The following is a 16908-nucleotide window of genomic DNA, read 5'->3' on the forward strand; positions in this document are numbered from 1 at the left end:
GATGAGTTGATATGCTGCTCTTTCATTCTGCCGAAAATACATGGAAAGCAGCAGCTAAAAGGAGTGAATGGGATGTCAGAAGCATATAAAAACGCCGGTGTCGACATCGAAGCAGGGTACGAAGCCGTCAAACGAATGAAAACACACGTTGAACGTACAAAACGAGCAGGTGTTATGGGCGCTCTAGGTGGATTTGGCGGTATGTTTGATCTATCTGAGCTGCCATACAAAAAGCCCGTTCTTGTTTCAGGAACAGATGGTGTCGGAACGAAATTAAAGCTTGCCTTTTTAATGAATAAACACGATACGATCGGCGTCGATGCCGTGGCCATGTGTGTCAACGATGTGCTTGCACAGGGGGCAGAACCGCTCTTTTTCTTAGATTACTTAGCCGTTGGAAAAGCAGATCCGGTAAAAATTGAATCGATTGTCAAAGGTGTGGCTGACGGATGTGAGCAGTCTGGTTCAGCACTTGTCGGCGGTGAGACAGCCGAAATGCCAGGTCTTTACACAGAAGAAGAATATGATATTGCTGGTTTTTCGGTAGGTGTCGTTGAAAAGGACGAAATCGTGACAGGAAACAGCATCAAAGAGGGACATTTGCTTATTGGACTCAGCTCAAGCGGAATTCATAGCAATGGATACTCTCTCGTTCGTAAAGTCTTGCTGGAAGACGCTGGTCTTGATTTGCATCAAACGTATGCACCTTTTACAAGACCGCTCGGTGAAGAGCTTCTTGAACCGACAAAAATTTATGTGAAGCCCGTTCTCAAACAAGTAAAAGCCGGCAAAGTTGACGGCATGGCACATGTAACAGGCGGCGGTTTTATTGAGAATTTACCACGTATGCTGCCTGAAGGTCTTGGCGTTGAGATTGATAACGGCTCATGGCCAGTACCACCCATTTTTTCCTTTATTCAAGAAAAAGGTCAGTTAAAGGCAGAAGAGATGTTCAACGTGTTTAATATGGGCATTGGCTTTGTCTTAGCTGTAAAAGAGGACGATCTTGTTAATGTGATTAGAGAGCTTGAACAGGATGGAGAGAAAGCATTTCTCATCGGACGTGTTCAAAAAGGAGAAGGTGTCACATTCGGCGGTGGAAGCCTCTCATGAAGAAGTTTGCGATCTTCGCCTCTGGAAGCGGGACGAACTTTCAAGCCATTATAGATACGTTAAAAGAAGAAAAGTGGCAGGCTGAGGCCGCCATTGTGATTTGTGATAAACCGGGTGCAAAGGTGCTGGAGCGTGCTGAGAAAGAAGGCATTCCCTCCTTTGCTTTTACCCCGAAGGCTTTTCCAAATAAAGCCGCTTTTGAACAAACGATCATCGAACAACTGAGGCTTCATGAAGTAGAATGGGTTTTCCTTGCGGGGTACATGAGACTGATTGGTCCGACATTACTTGAAGCATACAGAGGGAGAATCGTGAATATCCACCCATCCTTGCTGCCAGCCTTTCCAGGTCTTGATGCCATCGGACAAGCCTATCAAGCAGGCGTCAAAGTGGCAGGCATCACTGTCCATTTTGTCGATGAAGGGATGGATACAGGTCCGATTATTGACCAAGCCGCGATTTATATTGAACAAGGTGAAGAGCTTGAATCAATTGAAAAAAGAATGCATGAACTAGAACACACACTATATCCAAAAGTGATCAAATCACTTTTAGAATTATCTTAATGAGGTGACGAAGGCATGACGATCAAACGCGCATTAATCAGTGTTTCCGATAAAACGAATCTTGTACCTTTTGTGAAAGAATTAACAGAACTTGGTGTTGAAGTCATTTCAACTGGAGGTACTCATAAGCTTCTTCAAGAGAATGGCATTGATGTCATTGGGATTTCTGAAGTCACTGGATTCCCTGAAATCATGGACGGACGACTCAAAACGCTCCATCCGAACATTCATGGTGGATTATTGGCAGTGAGAGAAAACGATGAGCATATGGCACAGATTGAAAAGCATGGCATTCAGCCGATTGATCTTGTTGTCGTGAATCTCTATCCTTTCAAAGAGACGATCTCAAAAGACGATGTAACGTATGAAGAAGCAATTGAAAACATTGATATTGGCGGACCGGGAATGCTTCGTGCGGCATCGAAAAACCACCAAGACGTCACAGTGATTGTCGATCCTCGTGATTATGATACAGTCGTTCAGCAAATCAAAGAAGGCGGCGTGTCACTTGAGAAAAAACGTGAGCTTGCGGCGAAGGTATTCCGTCATACAGCTGCTTACGATGCCCTCATTGCGGATTATTTAACGAATTTTGTTGGCGAAACAGAGCCAGAACAGTTCACCGTCACGTTTGAGAAAAAACAATCCCTTCGTTATGGAGAAAACCCGCACCAAGCGGCGACTTTCTATGAAAATGCTCTTCCAAGCAAAGGTTCTTTAGCTACTGCAACGCAATTACATGGAAAAGAACTTTCCTACAACAACATTAAAGACGCAGATGCAGCTCTTCAAATCGTACGTGAATTTACGGAGCCAGCGGCTGTTGCTGTAAAGCATATGAACCCGTGCGGCGTTGGTACAGGAGAAACGATTGCAGAAGCATTTGACCGAGCATTCAAAGCAGATGAAACTTCTATTTTTGGCGGCATTGTGGCGCTTAACCGTGAAGTAGACAAGCAAACGGCCGAGGTGCTGCATACGATTTTCTTAGAAATCGTCATCGCTCCATCGTTTAGCCAAGAAGCGCTTGACGTGTTAACAGCGAAAAAGAACCTTCGTCTATTAACATTAGATGTAGAAGCAGATCTTGGGAAAAAAGAAAAGCAACTGACAAGTGTTCATGGCGGACTGCTTGTGCAGGATATTGATACGTATGGCTTAGAGGAAGCAACGATCTCTATTCCAACGAAAAGAGAACCTACAGAAGACGAATGGAAAGACTTAAAGCTTGCATGGAAAGTCGTCAAGCATGTGAAATCAAATGCGATTGTTCTCGCGAAAGATCAAATGACAGCAGGCATCGGCGCTGGTCAGATGAACCGCGTCGGCTCAGCAAATATTGCGATTGAGCAAGCAGGTGAAAAAGCGAAAGGAAGCGCACTAGGCTCTGATGCGTTCTTCCCAATGGGCGATACAGTGGAAGCTGCTGCAAAGGCAGGCGTCACAGCGATCATCCAGCCAGGTGGTTCCATTCGTGATGAAGAATCAATCCAAAAAGCAGATGAATACGGCATCGCCATGGTCTTCACTGGCGTTAGACATTTCAAACATTAAGGGGATGACAGTGTGAACGTATTAATTATCGGCAGAGGCGGAAGAGAGCATACCATCGCATGGAAAGTGAACCAAAGTGAACTTGTCAGCCAAGTATTTGTCGCACCCGGCAATGATGGAATGACAGATGCTGCGAAGCTTGTCCCAATCGACGAAGGTGATCATGAGGCATTAATTCATTTTGCAAAAGACAATGAAATCGGCTTAACGATTGTCGGTCCAGAGGTTCCTTTAATTGCAGGTGTCGTCGATGCATTTGAAGAGGCAGGTTTAAAGGTATTTGGTCCAAATGCAAAAGCCGCAGTCATTGAAGGCTCAAAGGAATTTGCAAAAGACTTAATGAAAAATTATGAGATCCCGACAGCCGCTTATGCCACCTTCACATCATTTGAAAAAGCGAAGGCATATGTGGAAGAAAAGGGTGCCCCAATTGTCATTAAAGCCGATGGTCTCGCAGCAGGAAAAGGCGTGACAGTCGCAATGACACTTGAAGAGGCGATCAGCTGCCTGCATGACTTTTTAGAGGATGAAAAGTTTGGCGATGCGAGTGCATCTGTCGTCATCGAGGAATTTTTAACAGGTGAGGAATTTTCATTGATGGCCTTTGTCAATGGAGAAAAGGTGTACCCAATGGTGATCGCGCAAGATCACAAACGTGCATTTGAAGATGACAAAGGACCGAATACCGGCGGGATGGGCGCTTATTCACCAGTTCCGCAAATTTCAGATGAAGTCGTCCAAAAAGCGGTGGAAGATGTCGTCAAACCGGCGGCTCGCGCAATGGTGCAGGAAGAGCGTCCGTTTACAGGCATTTTATATGCAGGCTTAATGCTTACGCCAGAAGGCTCAAAAGTCATTGAGTTCAACGCACGCTTTGGCGATCCTGAAACGCAGGTGGTTCTTCCTCGTCTTGAATCAGATCTAGTTCAAGTTTTCCTCGATATTCTAGACGGAAAAGATGTGGACTTACAGTGGAAAGACACTGCGGCTGTCAGTGTAGTTCTTGCATCAGAAGGATACCCTGAGGACTACGCAAAAGGTACGCCAATCGGCGCTTTGCAAACGACGGTGTCTGATGTCGTGACCTTCCACGCAGGAACAAAAAAAGAAAACGATCAATTCGTCACAAATGGCGGCCGTGTAGCGAATGTGACCGCATTTGACAACACATTTGAAGCGGCAAGATCAAGAGTGTATGAAGCGGTTGAAGAAATCATTCAGCCATGTCTATTTTATCGCCGTGACATTGGCGCCCGTGCGCTGAAGGCTGCGGGGAAATCCGTTTAATCAAAACACCTTTCTATCTGATGAGATGGAAAGGTGTTTTTTGTTCATGAGAAGGGATGCCGATTGAATATGAAGAAGTAGTATGGGATCACGAATAGATATTGGGAGGAAACATGGAAATCATAGCATTTATTATCTTTGCAATCGTCATACTTATTTTATTTCTCATAACTATAAATAACGTCATGTTGATTGCCATTAAGCAGAATAAAATGAAAAAAGCCTCAGCCATTAGCTATATGATCATTTCAATTTTTTCTGGCATTGCTATTTCTTCATTTCTAATTTGGACATTCTTTATTAGCTGATTCATAGGAAAGGAATGAGTATATGGTGCAATTGAAGGAACTTGCGAACGAGCGTTTTTCTGCCTCGATCTGTATTGATTCATTTAATGAGCGAATCCGTTTGGATGACTACAGCGGCAGGGTGCGGGATGTGATTCAGTCGGTTCTAAAGGAAGCGGCGGACTGTAAGGCTTCTAAGGTCATTGTGAAAGTAAGACGTGAGCATGTGCCGCTTTTTTTAGAAAAAGGCTTTCGGCTTGAAGGGGTGTTTTCTCATTATTTCTTTGGAAGTGACGCTTACGGTATGTCGCTTTTTCTCACTGAGGATCGAATGAACAGTTCGTATTGGCTGGAGGAAGATGAGATCGTCGCATCCATTCAAGCAAAAGTAATCAAAAAAGACCAAGGCACATGGCAGGATGAGTATGTGATGAGAAAAGCCGATCCAAAGGATATTCACAAGCTGGCAAAGCTCTATGATACCGTCTTTGAAACGTACCCTACGCCAATGAACGAGTCAGATTATATTCAAAAGGTAATGGAGGAAGGGACCATTTTTTATGTTGTTGAACATGAGGGACACATTGTGAGTGCAGCATCCGCTGAGATCAATGCGCCGTATGGTCATGCAGAATTAACAGACTGTGCGACCCTTCCTTCATATAGAAAACTAGGATTCATGCATCATTTGATTCTAGCCCTTGAAAAAGAACTCCAGTCGATGCATATCTATGTCTTTTATTCTCTTGCCCGTGCACTGTCCTATGGAATGAATCAAGTATTTTATCAGCTCGGGTATACGTACACTGGGCGCTTTCAAAACAACTGCTATATTTTTGACAAAATGGAAGATATGAATCTATGGGTCAAAACGCCAAATGAATCATGAAATGGTTCTCATCTGATCAAGCAGACCAGATAGGCGGTACGCCATGATACTAAGCTGCAGCTTCATCCGATCATCAGTGGATTTGAGGCTGCAGCCTGTTCTCGTTTCAATTTGTTTCAGCCGGTAGCTTAACGTATGTCTATGAATAAATAATTCTCCCGCAGATTTTTGAATATTTTCATTGTGCGCCAAATACACTTCGAGTGTATGAATCAGGTCAGCCCCTTGTTTTTTCGTATATAGCAACGGACTTAACAGCTCCACGTAAAAATCATGCAAATTCATACCCGCTTCATTCATTTCAAGAAGCATCCCATATAAGCCGAGCTTTTGATAATGAATGATGCTCTCGTCTGTTTTTAAAAGCGGAAGAAGCCTAGCTGCATACTGCGCTTCCTTCGCGCTTTTTGCAAAGAGACTGATCTGGTCATAGGCTCTCCCGATACCAATGACAATCGGATGGACGGGGAAAAAATAAGACCAAGTGCTCCGGCATTCCTCTGCTGCGCGATACCACTCCGCTTCTTGAAACGCTTTTTTTCCTGCTGGTGTTAGGACAAAAATGGAATCGAGCCTTGTCTTTAGCAAAAAAGGAATATGTCTGCGTTCAAAGATCGACGTGAGTAATTGCGATAGACGCTGCATCATTTGGTGATCGAGCTGTGTGTGCTGATGCTGGAATTGAAAATAGATCACCACCTGCTCATCGCTCATATCATATTGTAGCTTTGTTGCTTGTTCGACCACGTAGTTTTCTTCTGTATATTGCTGCTGCAAAATATCATCTAACAAATGTCCCTGCATTTGGTTTTCTGTATCTTGAATGGCTTTTTGCTTCAACCATTCAATCGCATACACTGCCCCGGCATGCTCGATGGCAATCGCGTCGAGATGATGCCACGTATCCTTTTTCTTTAAAGACACAATAAACCCAAAAATATCACCCATCGCAATCACCGGACATGCGGCGAGGACGAACGCTCCGTACGTGTCATAGACGAGCCGCCCTTTCTCCTCTGCCTGCTTGAGAAGGGGCATGGTATCAATTGGTTCATGATCTGTCAGAAAGCCAAAAGCAGGAGAGTATGTCACTTCATCTTTGATGAGATGAGCCGCTGTTTGATGTAAAAAGACATCAAGAACGACAATGTTCGCTGCAGTGAGATGTGCCAGTTCCTCTGTAATTTGCGTTACATTTTTATTTCTTACATTTAATTGGGTCAGTCTTTGATGAATCGCGGATGAATATTTAAGCTGATGAAGCTGACTACTCACGATTTGTTCTAAGACGGCTTTTGTAATATCTGAGAAGTTGATGTGCGGCGGAATCTCAATGAGCGGAATGCCGCTGTTTTTCGCCGCTTGAATGAGTGATGCTGGAATGTCGCTTAAGTACACACCTTTATAAATCGCGATGGCTGATAGCCTTTGAGATTGAATCAATTCCTCAAGCCGGTCGCGTCTTTCTTGATTGTCCGCGAGTCCGAATCCGGTTGTGACGAGCAATTCTCCATCGGAAAGCCTCGACGTGTCTTCGATAATTTCAACGATGGTCACCCACTCAATGAGTCGGTCCAGTCCATTTTCTCCAGCAAGCAGCTTTGTTCCCTTCATGATATCGAGCGAAAGTGCATCTTTGACGAGAATCGCCATAGGCTCATGACCTCCTTTTGAACACTCTTATACACGATGTATAAAAAATGCGTCTGAAATTCGGGCATGTGGCGAATGGAGGATGACTGCCCTCTTGATTAAGCTAATCTTATAACAAGTATACAAAATTTTCTTGCGATTCATGAAAAAGAAAGAGGCAGCTGCTGACGAGAGAGGGAGGAATGGCAAAGTGGAGACTCGGGATTACTTAATCAAACCGATATTGAATCAGCATTATCCTGTGGCTGTGAAAGGAGAGGGAATATATTTATATGATCGGGATGGAAAAAAATATATAGATGGCTCATCGGGGGCTGTCACGGCAAGTATTGGACATGGCATACGTGAAATCATTGATGCCATGACCGAGCAAGCGGAAAAAGTGAGCTTTACGTACAGATCACAATTCACAAATGAACCAGCAGAAGAACTTGCTTATGAATTGAGTACGCTTTGTCCAGGTAACCTGAACTGGTCTTTTTTTGTCGGAAGTGGTTCAGAGGCAACGGAAACGGCTATGAAAATTGCTATTCAGCATTGGCAGGAGCAGGGAAAGGCTGAGAAGAATCACATTATCTCACGATGGATGAGTTATCACGGCATCACCCTCGGTGCACTGTCGATGTCAGGACATATTGCAAGGAGAGAGCGCTTTGAACCATTGCTCGAAAAGAATCCAGTGCTGTCTCCGCCATATAGCTATCGTTCATGGCTGCCGAAGGAAGAGGGCAAGCAGGTTGAATGGTATGTCCAGGAATTTCATACCGTCATTCAGCGTATAGGAAAAGAGAGGATTGCCGCTTTTATTGCAGAGCCGATTGTCGGAGCATCGGGAGCGGCGCTAGTACCGCCAGACGGATATTTTGAAGCCATGAAACGTGTCTGTGAGGAAAACGATATTTTAATGATTGCAGACGAAGTCATGACAGGCTTTGGACGAACTGGGAAAATGTTTGCGATGGAGCATTGGGGAGTTGTTCCAGATATTATGGTTCTCGGCAAAGGGATGAGTGCTGGCTATTCGCCGATTGCGGCAGCCGTCTCAGCAGATCATGTCATCGCGCCGATTCTGAGCGGTTCCGGATCTGTGAGGGCAGGTCATACCTATAGCGGCAATCCGCTTTCAGCAGCCGTCTCACTGGCTGTTATTCGATATATGAAAAAACATCAGCTTCCTGAACGAGCGGATCTGTCTGGCCGCTATTTAATGAATGCATTAAAGGATTTACAAACAAACCATTTCATCATAGGAGATGTGAGAGGAAAGGGACTGCTCATTGGCATCGAGTTTGTCGCAGACCGCTTATCGAAAACCCCATTTCCTGCCCATGCTCAAATGACGCATTTAGTCGTTGAGACAGCCAAGCAAAACGGCTTGCTCGTATACCCAGCAAGCGCTGGCGAGGATGGAGTAGGAGGTGCAGCGGTCATGATTGCACCGCCGCTTTCTATCACGCAGCAGGAGATGGATGAACTCATTCAATTATTTGAGCAGACAATCACGCAGGTCGAACAAGAAGTCATCAACAGGGGGTTTTTCCCATCTGCGATGTAGGGAGGAAAGATGATGAACAAAACAGTGAATGTAGGTGAAGTGATCACGCATTTTAGGGACGGAATGACCATCATGTTTGGCGGGTTTGGCGGCGTAGGGTCACCGCCATCATTGATCGAGGCCATTTTAGAAGCCAATATCAAGGACCTGACATTGATCGGAAACGATGCAGGCTTCCCGAAAATAGGTGTTGGCCGGCTGATCACAGAAGGAAGAGTCAAGAAGATCATTGCTTCTCATATTGGCTCAAATCCAATAGCCGGACAGAAAATGCAGGCAGGTACACTAGACGTTCATTTTTACCCGCAGGGCATTCTAGCAGAAAAAATACGAGCAGGCGGGATGGGCTTGGCAGGCATTGTGACAGATGTCGGCATGGATAGCCTCAATCTCGATAAGAAGCAGCTCGTGCCGTTAAACGGAAAGACCTATATCGTTGAGCCTGCGCTGACAGCGGATATTGCCATTGTGAATGCCCTCAAAGCAGACGAAGCAGGAAATCTGATATTTGATAAAAGTGCACGGAATACAAACCCGATTGTGGCGATGGCAGGAGACTGGACCATTGCGGAAGTGGAAGAGATTGTGCCTGTAGGTAGTCTACATCCAGAGGAAATCGTGACACCAGGCGTATTTGTGAACCAGATTGTGCAATCAAAAGGAGTGAACTGGACATGGGCATGGGAGACAACGATATAAGACACCGCATAGCCAGACGGGCGGCGCAGGAAATTGAAGATGGCATGATCGTCAATCTTGGGATCGGCATCCCAACCCTTGCGGCTGATTACATTCCAGCGCATTACAACGTATGGCTGCATGCTGAAAACGGCATTATGGGGGCAGGCGCCTCACCAGTACAAGGGGAAGAAGATCCTAATTTGTGCAATGCCGGCGGCTTTCCTATTACGTTAACAAAAGGCGGCTCATACATGGACAGCACGACTGCTTTTGGCATCATTCGAAAAGGCATGCTGGATATGACCATTTTAGGTGCACTTGAAGTAAGCAGTCAGGGCGATCTTGCGAATTGGATTGTGCCAGGTAAACGAGTACCTGGGATGGGCGGAGCGATTGAGCTTGCGCAAAAGGCGAAAAAAGTTGTGGTGGTGATGAGCCACCTCGATAAACACGGTGAGTCAAAGGTGAAATCAGCCTGTACACTTCCTTTAACTGCTAAGTCTTGTGTGGATCTGATCATTACAGATATGGCAGTCATTGAGGTCAAATCGCAGCTGCTCATTTTACGTGAAGTCATGCCGCCGTATCAGCCGGAAGATGTCATAAGGGCGACAGAGGCACCTTTAATTTTAGCGCCTGATGTCAAATCTGTTGTGTAGAAAGGATGAATGACTTGCAGCCAATCACACGTATCAGAAGCTGGATGAGAGAGCACCAAGATGAAGCGATTGCGCTTCTTCAGCAAATGGTGCAATGTGAGAGCACCCAAGGAAATGAACAAGGTGTGCAGCAAATCGTAGCAAATAAGCTGTCCGCCATTGGTTTTGATGTAGATGTATGGGACATTGGCGGAGAAGACCTGCTCGAACATCCGTATTTCTATTCCCCGAGGCGTTCCTTTAAAGGAAGTCCCAATGTCGCCGGACGATTGAAGGGAAAAGGGGGCGGTCAATCCATTTTATTAAATGGGCACGTCGATGTTGTGCCAGCAGGAGATACGAAACAATGGACATATCCACCCTACAGCGGGCATATCATAAACGGGAGACTTTATGGACGCGGGGCAACAGATATGAAAGGCGGAAACGTTTCTTTACTCTTTGCACTAGAGGCACTGCATGCGCTCCAGATTCCGCTGAAAGGAGATGTCGTGTTTCATAGTGTCGTCGAAGAAGAGAGCGGCGGTGCAGGCACCCTTGCAGCCATACTTAGAGGGTATACAGCAGATGCGGCCATCATTCCAGAACCAAGTCATATGAAAATCTTTCCGATTCAGCAGGGTTCTAAGTGGTTCAGACTGCATATTAAAGGAAGGGCAGCTCATGGAGGAACAAGATATCACGGTGTTTCCGCTATTGAAAAAAGTATGATCGTTCTTTCGCATATAGCAGCACTTGAAGAAGAACGAAATCAACGCATCACCGAGCCGTTATTTCAGCATATCCCGATTCCAATCCCTATCAACATAGGGAAAATTCAAGGCGGTGACTGGCCGTCCTCTGTAGCAGATCTGGTCACAATGGAGGGCAGACTTGGTGTGATGCCAGGGGAGACGGTTGAGCAGGCAGAGAAGGAATTAGAAAATTGGATGATGGGACTTGGGGAAAAGGATGAATGGTTCAAAGAGCATCCTGTCGAGGTCGAATGGTTTGGTGCAAGATGGCTTCCAGGCTCAATTGATACGGACCATCCACTTTTAGATCTATTGAAGGAACAATATGAAGCGGTCAAGAAGGAGCCGCCAAAGATCGAAGCCGCTCCTTGGGGAACAGACGGCGGATTACTGTCACAGGCGGCAGGTATCCCGATCATCGTATTTGGACCTGGAACAACGGAGCTTGCCCATTTTCCGAATGAATCCATCGACATTGAGCATGTTATTGAAGCCGCAGAAATTATCGCAGGTACGATGGTGGAATGGTGTGAAGCAGCGGAGTGATGACAGAGGTGGAAATCATAAAAAAGAAGGCTGTTTCAATCAGCCTTCTCTTTATGTGTGTCCTGCTGCTCACACATATACGTCACTGGGCAAAAGCGAAGAATGCCAGATGCCAGTTTCATCCCGCCGCACATGATGCTGAAAAGCAGCATGTTACTCCATGGTTTTCTAGCATATAAAGAACCAGCCACAGTACATATTGTCATTCCACAGGCAATTCGAATGAGCGCTTCCATTAAGCCTAGATTAGGTTTCATTGAAGGTAAATCTCCTTTTTTAAATATTTTAAGTGTGATTTCAAGAAATTGTAACGTTTCATTAATGCGTAACGTGGTTCGTTATGTTACGATAGGGCTAATACAAATGAAGGAGAGTATGTGAATGTCCGAACGTACTTTTAATTGGAGAAACAATGACATCCGCACACAAATCGATGTAGTCGACTCAAAAATAGTTCCAACACTCCTTTTAACGAATGGACTCGTGCTAAACCCGTTTTTAAAACAATGGGTGAAGGCAAATATTTGGATACATGATGATCGAATTGTTTATGTCGGAGCAGAGCTTCCTCAAAATAAATCAGCTAAACGTGTGATTGATTGTGAAGGGAAATACATTGTGCCTGGGTATATAGAGCCTCACGCGCATCCGTTCCATATTTATAATCCCCAATCACTTGCAGAATATGTGTCTCAATTTGGCACAACAACAATGGTCAGTGATAACTTATTTCTTCTTTTGCAGAGCAATGAAAAGAAAGCGCTTTCCACTCTATGTGAATTAAAACAGCAGCCATTTCAGTATTTCTGGTGGTCTAGATACGATCTTCAAACCGAGGTCAGATATGAAGATGAGATGCTTCCTATCAACTATCGCAAGGAATGGATTGATCATCCTGACGTTCTTCAAGGCGGCGAATTAACAAGCTGGCCAAGATTGATGGACGGTGATGATCTCATTTTATATTGCATGCAAGAAACGAAGAAGCAGCGGAAACGAATTGAAGGGCATTTCCCCGGAGCTTCTGAGAAAACGCTAACAAAAATGAAGCTGTTTGGCGCGGACAGCGATCATGAAGCGATGAATGCAGACGATGTGCTAAAACGCTTGTCCCTTGGCTACCATGTCTCACTTCGTCATTCTTCCATCCGCCCAGATTTAGTGAACATTCTAAGAGAGCTGCACGAGCGTGATTTTAGACACTATGATCACTTCTTCTATACAACAGATGGAGCAGCGCCTCATTTTTATGAGGAGGGTATGATTAATCGTTTGATTTCAATTGCCCTTGAAGAAGGCGTGCCTATCATCGATGCATACAATATGGCGACCTTTAACATTGCGAAATACTATCAAATTGATGACCTATTAGGTGTTGTCGGTCCTGGCCGATTGGCTTCTTTGAATGTGTTAGATGATCCAATGAATCCAAATCCTGAAACGGTCATATCTAAAGGGGTTATCCTCAAATTAGATGGCGAGAACCAGCATCAATTTCATGAAACAAAATGGGAAAATGGCGGGCTTGTTCCATTAGATCTAGGCTACGATCTAACGTCGAGTGATTTGCAATTTTCCATGCCGCTAGGTGTCAAAATGAGAAATGCAGTCATCATGGAGCCTTATACAGTGGAGATTGATAACTCTGTGAATCAGCTGTCATGTGATCATGATCAAAGTTTCTTTAGCCTGATTGACCGAAAAGGCGAGTGGCGTGTGAATACGATGCTCAAAGGGTTTGCAAACAAAGTGCAAGGGTTTGTCAGCTCATTTTCGCTCACGGGTGACATTTTGGTGATCGGGAAAAATAAAGAAGACATGATGCTGGCACATAAGCGAATGAAAGAAATCGGCGGGGGGATCGTCCTCACAGAGAACGGGAAAATTTTGCACGAAATTCCGCTGCAATTATCAGGCTGTGCATCTGCTGAACCGTTTGAGACTGTTCTTCAGCAGATACAAACCTTACGCGAGCTGCTCATTGAGCGAGGCTATCCGTTTGATTGCCCAATTGATACACTTGTCTTTTTCCAAAGTACACATTTGCCGTATATTCGAGTGACACCAAGAGGAATATTTGATGTCATGAAAAAAACTGTACTCTTTCCGTCTATAATGCGTTAAAATATAACAGAGTGGAGCTGTATCATCTTTGCCACATTTCTGACAGCTGTTATAGGTCAGACGTGAGCAGTGGATCTCTTCACTGATATGTAAGTGAAAATGCTTATGTGGAGTTGTTGAAGCAGAGGGCTTTGACATGACGAGTGAAATGCCCTGATTGAAAAATGAATCTGTCGGTTACGCTGGCCGACCAACATATTTTGAATAATTGATGAGCGAGGCGGGGCGCATGTTTGTGGTCTCGCCGAGCTTTCCGCACAGCCTGTATTTTTAGGACAGACCTAATTAAGCAGAAGTGATCTTGATATCGGAAGCAAACAAGTTTGTCAGATTGTCGAACAAGGAAAATGACAGAACTTGTCGAATTTGTATACGATAAAGAAGCTTCGGCTTACGAAAGAACTGACGGCATTTCCAGCGTATAACCAAACCTGTCATGATTCGTTCAAAGCTCATTGCTGAGGTTGAAAAAAATTAGTCAGGAAAGATACCGCTTTCTCCGCAGATTGTCGTGCGAAGCGGTGCCAATAGTAAAGGAGAAGATGTATAAAGATGCAAATTGATAAATTAAGGGGCAAAAGCTTAGATCAGTTATTCAACTCCATCTTATCCCTTAAAGACCTGGAAGAATGCTATCGATTCTTTGATGATTTGTGTACCATCAATGAAATCCAATCTTTATCACAGCGTCTTGAAGTAGCGCGTATGCTTCGCGAGGGGAACACGTATCATAAAATTGAGACGGAGACAGGTGCGAGCACTGCAACCATCTCACGTGTCAAACGCTGCTTGAACTATGGAAATGATGCCTATACGATGGCACTTGACCGCGTAGCAGAACAGCAGACAAATGACGAAACAAAATAAAGCAGCTTTCACTGTAAACAATCCTTTTCAACAAGAATAGAGTTGTTTACAGTTTTTTTATGAAGAGCGCTGAAAAGACAAGCAAGGACTGGCTGAGTGAAGCGGGTCCTGTTTTTTATTTTAGCTCGCCGATAAACCATCTTTCGCCTTCGTAAGAGATGCCATCTTCGTCAGCGATGATGTCTTTAAAACCTATGATTTGCCTATCCTTTGGCACAGATAAACCCCATTCCCTTTGAATGTTTCTGGCACCGGAAAGAGGCAGCCAACTCTGATCATCATCATGTCTATTGAAAAAGTCTTTAAAATAGGAATCTCCTTTAAACACAATGATTTGTGAACCCCATAATTTAGTGGCATCTACTGCAACCACGACACGATATACTTCTCCATCAATTGGCTTCAAATCAATGAGATGTTCAGCTCTATTTATCAGTGTCTGGATGGACAATCGCTTGATTTTTTGAGGTGTTTTGCTTGTACAAATAAAATCATAAGCAACCGGTAGAGGCAGATGCCAATAACTTTGTTCAATATCTGCCGGGAACTCTCGTGTACTTTCCTCAATTCTTGTCACCATCTCATTCGTCTTCCGTTTCATCCCGCGAACCTTTTTCTCACGCATCCTCCAACTCTCCAATTCCTGGTCATTTGCCCTAAGTTCTTTATACGCGATTGAGCCAAAATGTCAATTGAAAAAAAGGTGCAAAAACGCACCTTTCTCAAACTATACGGATGGCTGTGTTCCTGTAAAGATAGGCACTTCACTTGTCTGACCATCCTCTTGTCTATAGACAATATGTTTCTCATTAAAATGAATGGGAGATTCAATTCCAGCGGCTGCGGATAAGTTAAACAAGCCTTCTCTTAGAGAAAGGATATAATTGCAAACTCGGTATTTCTTTTCTTCAATTGATAAACCCTTTTGCAGCTTTGGATCAGTTGTGGCGACCCCGACTGGGCATTTATTCGTGTGGCACACTTGGGCGCGAATGCATCCGACTGAAAACATGAGTCCTCGTGCGATATTGACAAAGTCAGCACCCATGGAAAGGGCAATTGCAATTTTATCAGGTGAGAGAAGTTTGCCAGAAGCAAAGAGTTTTACCTGATCTCTGACACCGTATTCCTTCAATATTTGATGAACCATTGGGAGTGCCGTGAAAATCGGCAGCCCTGCGGCATCTGCCAATTCATGAAAGGATGCACCAGTGCCGCCTTCTCCGCCATCCACTGTAATGAAATCGGGATGCTTTCCGCTTTTTTTCATGTACGCTGCAAGCTCTTCAATGTTTTCTTTATGTCCGACCACAAGCTTGATGCCGACAGGCTTTCCACCTATACTTCTCAGCTGTTCAATGAAATCAAACATATCCGGAATGGAGTGGAACATCTCAAATCGGTTTGGGCTGTCAATGGATTGGTGGGGCGGCAATTTACGGATATTCGCAATTTCTTCGGTGACTTTTTTGCCGTCAATATGACCGCCGCGTGTTTTAGCTCCTTGTGCCAGTTTCAGCTCAAAGGCTTTGACTTCCTCATGCTCGCTTTTTTTCTTAAATTCTTCAAAGGAAAAAGTGCCATCCTCTGTTCTCACACCAAATAGACCGGGCCCAATTTGGCATATGATATCGGCTCCGCCCTTGAGGTGATAGGGAGAAAGCCCGCCTTCACCAGTGTTCATCCACGTACCGCCGGCCATCTTTAATCCAGAGGATAGTGCTGTAATGGCCCTGTCGCCTAAAGATCCGTAGCTCATGGCAGACTGTCCAATCAGGCCTTTTACACGGAAAGGCTTTTGACATGTGTGCTCGCCAATCACTTGGACATCGTCTTGATGGAGATAGTAAGGTTTTGCTTCAACCTCTTTGGTATGTTCACTTCTTCGCAGTAAATTGTCTTGATCAATCTGGTACACTTTTGTTTGGATTTTTTCAGTTTGATCGATGCGTAACTCATCTCGCTGCTTTGGAAATAGGACGTTGCGAATGTAGTAACCAGGCTTGTCAAAATCACGTTTTGATCCAAAGCCCATCGTCCGGCTTTTGTACTTCCCAGACATGACAGCTTGCTCGTATTCTCTTCTTGAGAAAGGAAGCTCCTCCCGATCATTCAGAAACAGATATTGGCGAAGCTCAGGTCCTATTTTTTCAAAAATAAACCGCAGTTTTCCAATGACCGGATAATTTCGCAGGACAGAATGCTCTTCCTGTTTTTCATCTCGCACCCAAATCCAGATGAATAAAATGATTGGTATGATGAAACAAATTACTAATAGTGCGCCAATGACAATGAAAGTTGTTGTCATGAAGATCCCCTCTTTTCTCTATCATTGCTGTTGTTATTCCACTTTTCATTGAAAGAGAAACCACTTCAACAGATTGTGATGTTTA

The 16908-nt window shown here is 44.5% G+C and carries 15 protein-coding genes; 11 read left to right on the forward strand and 4 right to left on the reverse strand.

Annotated features, from left to right (window positions below; all coding sequences use genetic code 11):
• Positions 1–72: 72 nt before the first annotated feature.
• From purM to ablB, 5 genes are all read left to right on the forward strand, one after another.
• The gene (gene purM / locus MHH68_RS03285; RefSeq protein ID WP_061406996.1) at positions 73–1113 is read left to right on the forward strand and encodes a phosphoribosylformylglycinamidine cyclo-ligase; all 1041 of its coding nucleotides are present in this window, start codon (positions 73–75) and stop codon (positions 1111–1113) included.
• Positions 1110–1679 carry a phosphoribosylglycinamide formyltransferase gene (gene purN / locus MHH68_RS03290; protein ID WP_339165102.1) on the forward strand — a complete coding sequence of 190 codons (570 nt, stop codon included), beginning with the start codon at positions 1110–1112 and terminating at the stop codon, positions 1677–1679. Before purM ends, purN begins: the two co-directional genes overlap by 4 nt.
• Before the next feature lie 15 nt (positions 1680–1694).
• Positions 1695–3233, forward strand: a complete 1539-nt coding sequence (gene purH / locus MHH68_RS03295; RefSeq protein ID WP_058015526.1) for a bifunctional phosphoribosylaminoimidazolecarboxamide formyltransferase/IMP cyclohydrolase — start codon at positions 1695–1697, stop codon at positions 3231–3233.
• A 12-nt stretch (positions 3234–3245) separates the two neighbouring features.
• Entirely contained in the window at positions 3246–4520 is a 1275-nt protein-coding gene (gene purD / locus MHH68_RS03300) for a phosphoribosylamine--glycine ligase (protein ID WP_339165104.1), read from the forward strand.
• Between the two features lie 330 nt (positions 4521–4850).
• Positions 4851–5696: a putative beta-lysine N-acetyltransferase gene (gene ablB / locus MHH68_RS03305; protein WP_339165105.1), complete on the forward strand. Its 846-nt coding sequence runs from the start codon at positions 4851–4853 to the stop codon at positions 5694–5696.
• Here ablB and MHH68_RS03310 read toward each other — a convergent pair.
• Positions 5691–7349 carry a PucR family transcriptional regulator ligand-binding domain-containing protein gene (locus MHH68_RS03310; protein ID WP_339165107.1) on the reverse strand — a complete coding sequence of 553 codons (1659 nt, stop codon included), beginning with the start codon at positions 7347–7349 and terminating at the stop codon, positions 5691–5693. The two genes, ablB and MHH68_RS03310, sit on opposite strands and share 6 nt — an antisense overlap.
• 190 nt (positions 7350–7539) lie before the next feature.
• On the opposite strand from MHH68_RS03310, the gene MHH68_RS03315 reads away from it, so the two are divergent.
• From MHH68_RS03315 to MHH68_RS03330, 4 genes are read left to right on the forward strand one after another with little or no spacing between them, the layout of a single operon-like run.
• On the forward strand, positions 7540–8904 hold the full coding sequence (locus tag MHH68_RS03315; RefSeq protein ID WP_339165109.1) for an aspartate aminotransferase family protein: 1365 nt from the start codon (positions 7540–7542) through the stop codon (positions 8902–8904).
• A gap of 12 nt (positions 8905–8916) precedes the next feature.
• A complete protein-coding gene (locus MHH68_RS03320) occupies positions 8917–9603 on the forward strand; it encodes a CoA transferase subunit A (protein WP_339165111.1) in 687 nt (228 codons plus the stop codon).
• Positions 9579–10244, forward strand: coding sequence for a 3-oxoacid CoA-transferase subunit B (locus MHH68_RS03325; protein ID WP_180309454.1), 666 nt, complete (start codon positions 9579–9581; stop codon positions 10242–10244). The genes MHH68_RS03320 and MHH68_RS03325 overlap by 25 nt, the downstream gene beginning before the upstream one ends.
• Before the next feature lie 14 nt (positions 10245–10258).
• Positions 10259–11524, forward strand: coding sequence for a peptidase (locus tag MHH68_RS03330; RefSeq protein WP_339165114.1), 1266 nt, complete (start codon positions 10259–10261; stop codon positions 11522–11524).
• 35 nt (positions 11525–11559) lie between these two features.
• On the opposite strand, the gene MHH68_RS03335 is transcribed toward MHH68_RS03330, so the two are convergent.
• Positions 11560–11781 carry a DUF2892 domain-containing protein gene (locus MHH68_RS03335; RefSeq protein WP_058015517.1) on the reverse strand — a complete coding sequence of 74 codons (222 nt, stop codon included), beginning with the start codon at positions 11779–11781 and terminating at the stop codon, positions 11560–11562.
• 124 nt (positions 11782–11905) lie between these two features.
• On the opposite strand from MHH68_RS03335, the gene MHH68_RS03340 reads away from it, so the two are divergent.
• Entirely contained in the window at positions 11906–13648 is a 1743-nt protein-coding gene (locus MHH68_RS03340; RefSeq protein ID WP_061407002.1) for an adenine deaminase C-terminal domain-containing protein, read from the forward strand.
• A gap of 552 nt (positions 13649–14200) precedes the next feature.
• Entirely contained in the window at positions 14201–14515 is a 315-nt protein-coding gene (locus MHH68_RS03345; protein ID WP_058015515.1) for a YerC/YecD family TrpR-related protein, read from the forward strand.
• A gap of 115 nt (positions 14516–14630) precedes the next feature.
• Here MHH68_RS03345 and MHH68_RS03350 read toward each other — a convergent pair whose 3' ends face one another.
• Together MHH68_RS03350 and MHH68_RS03355 are read right to left on the reverse strand one after the other, a co-directional pair.
• Complete coding sequence (locus MHH68_RS03350) at positions 14631–15140, reverse strand: DUF3916 domain-containing protein (RefSeq protein WP_061407005.1); 510 nt, start codon at positions 15138–15140, stop codon at positions 14631–14633.
• A gap of 102 nt (positions 15141–15242) precedes the next feature.
• Positions 15243–16823, reverse strand: a complete 1581-nt coding sequence (locus MHH68_RS03355; RefSeq protein ID WP_339165118.1) for an FMN-binding glutamate synthase family protein — start codon at positions 16821–16823, stop codon at positions 15243–15245.
• Positions 16824–16908: the final 85 nt, after the last annotated feature.

The organism is Bacillus sp. FSL K6-2841 (assembly GCF_037976435.1).
GTDB classification, from domain to species: Bacteria; Bacillota; Bacilli; order Bacillales; family Bacillaceae; genus Bacillus; species Bacillus pumilus.

Excerpts from the sequence above, each read along its gene's own strand:
- purM (WP_061406996.1), top strand. The coding sequence starts at position 73 with ATGTCAGAAGCATATAAAAACGCCGGTGTCGACATCGAAGCAGGGTAC.
- purN (WP_339165102.1), top strand. The coding sequence starts at position 1,110 with ATGAAGAAGTTTGCGATCTTCGCCTCTGGAAGCGGGACGAACTTTCAA.
- purH (WP_058015526.1), top strand. The coding sequence starts at position 1,695 with ATGACGATCAAACGCGCATTAATCAGTGTTTCCGATAAAACGAATCTT.
- ablB (WP_339165105.1), top strand. The coding sequence starts at position 4,851 with ATGGTGCAATTGAAGGAACTTGCGAACGAGCGTTTTTCTGCCTCGATC.
- MHH68_RS03310 (WP_339165107.1), bottom strand. The coding sequence starts at position 7,349 with ATGGCGATTCTCGTCAAAGATGCACTTTCGCTCGATATCATGAAGGGA.
- MHH68_RS03320 (WP_339165111.1), top strand. The coding sequence starts at position 8,917 with ATGAACAAAACAGTGAATGTAGGTGAAGTGATCACGCATTTTAGGGAC.
- MHH68_RS03325 (WP_180309454.1), top strand. The coding sequence starts at position 9,579 with ATGGGCATGGGAGACAACGATATAAGACACCGCATAGCCAGACGGGCG.
- MHH68_RS03335 (WP_058015517.1), bottom strand. The coding sequence starts at position 11,781 with ATGAAACCTAATCTAGGCTTAATGGAAGCGCTCATTCGAATTGCCTGT.
- MHH68_RS03340 (WP_061407002.1), top strand. The coding sequence starts at position 11,906 with ATGTCCGAACGTACTTTTAATTGGAGAAACAATGACATCCGCACACAA.
- MHH68_RS03345 (WP_058015515.1), top strand. The coding sequence starts at position 14,201 with ATGCAAATTGATAAATTAAGGGGCAAAAGCTTAGATCAGTTATTCAAC.
- MHH68_RS03350 (WP_061407005.1), bottom strand. The coding sequence starts at position 15,140 with ATGCGTGAGAAAAAGGTTCGCGGGATGAAACGGAAGACGAATGAGATG.
- MHH68_RS03355 (WP_339165118.1), bottom strand. The coding sequence starts at position 16,823 with ATGACAACAACTTTCATTGTCATTGGCGCACTATTAGTAATTTGTTTC.